Origin of the sequence: Psychrobacter piechaudii (assembly GCF_900162825.1) — a bacterium.
Taxonomy (GTDB): Bacteria; Pseudomonadota; Gammaproteobacteria; order Pseudomonadales; family Moraxellaceae; genus Psychrobacter; species Psychrobacter piechaudii.
Window position 1 is genome coordinate 1 of sequence record NZ_FUGE01000269.1, and the last position, 1,408, is coordinate 1,408.

Annotated in this window: 1 protein-coding gene and 1 pseudogene; both read right to left on the reverse strand. The window is 37.1% G+C overall.

The genetic code is table 11. The annotated features are described in order from the left end of the window. Positions 1-476: 476 nt before the first annotated feature. Entirely contained in the window at positions 477-1,112 is a 636-nt protein-coding gene (locus A1019T_RS12860) for a hypothetical protein (RefSeq protein WP_077452128.1), read from the reverse strand. A gap of 208 nt (positions 1,113-1,320) precedes the next feature. Further along, positions 1,321-1,408 (reverse strand): annotated as a pseudogene (locus A1019T_RS13810) (RNA-guided endonuclease TnpB family protein); the annotation flags it as partial.

A 1,408-nucleotide genomic window follows, 5' to 3' on the forward strand; every position in this document is an offset into this window, starting at 1 on the left:
AGATTAATTAGTGGCTTAATTGTAATAGAGAGGTTATTGCCGTAATACTCGAAATAAACTAGGTTAATTTATTACTAATCACCTAGTTAACTTATTAGTTGTCAACAGATAGCTAACCCTAAATCAGTAAGAGAGTTGTGGATCTTAGACGCCGATATTATAGCAAATTATGACTGTAAATTATCGATAGTTTATGGCTTCGCAATAGTGTGTGGTAGTTGATTTGAGACCATGGGTTCAAGTTTTCAATGCTAACTTGATTATTATTAGCATTTAATTGCCATATCATAGGATTAGACCATAAAAAAAGCCTTAATAGACGGCTGTATCCATTAAGGCAATTAAAAATCGTTCATAATACGAGGTTTAGTCTGTTGAGAGTTAATACGCCAAGTTTCTGCTCAGCCTAATACCTGCCGAATAAAACCAATAACTAATAATTAAAAGGCAATAACTAACAATGAAAATGCAGTAGGTTAGCTTAGCCAGCCAATGACAGCAACGATAGCAATTAAGGAAGCTACAATAAGGGCAATCATCGTTGTTTTCTGTTTGCTGTGAGCTTCTTTTAAACTAATCTCAAGTTCACGGTTACGCATACTCAAAACATTAAGTTGTTGTTGCTGCTCTTCAATACGGGCTTTATAGTCTGGCTTGTTTTGCTCTTTTGCTTCTTCAGCTGTCTCTTTACCTTTGCCTTTAACTGTTTTGATAATCCCTTGGAAAAGACTGGCAATCCCTAACTGTGATAAAAAGTTACGAACTTCACTGACCGTTTCTGTACCACCACGCATGGTGATCTTGTTGATTTGAGTCACATCATTACTAACCAGAGAGTTAATCAACTGATGGCTATAAGCATTGACGACCACGTCAGGCTCTGTAGTAGATGGAGGAAGCTCGCTGTCTAATAAAATGCCTTTATTGGTGAAGGTGGCATAAAACTGAGTGTGGGGCAGGTAACTGCGGACACAGACCACAGTATTTTTTTGAGCCAATGGATAGACTGCTTTACGTAGGCTTGCGTCGAATCTTAAAACAAGCGTAATGGCTGACTCTGCAAATACCAGTACAATATTAAGTAGAGAGTTTGAAATTGAATTTTGACTCATACTAAACCTATTTGAATTTTGTTATACGAAGAGATCACTCATCATATTTATTAAAGTTAGGGAATTCTGCTGACTAATTCTGATTGAGAGCACAAGCTTTAAATCATTCAGAAATTATAACCTTCATTTATGAAAAATTTGATAAATAATAGCATAAAGTAACGTAGTCGCTATAAGTATGATACGGATTATTGACCTCCTCCCCTCGCTAAACCGAGGGGATTCCTACAGCTAGACGGTCAAGCCCGACCGCGAGGATGTTCTTAGCAGCATTGATATCTCTATCATGCCATGTG

What these genes read in the sequence shown, in the direction of transcription:
- A1019T_RS12860 (WP_077452128.1), bottom strand. Translation starts at nt 1,112, where the DNA reads ATGAGTCAAAATTCAATTTCAAACTCTCTACTTAATATTGTACTGGTA.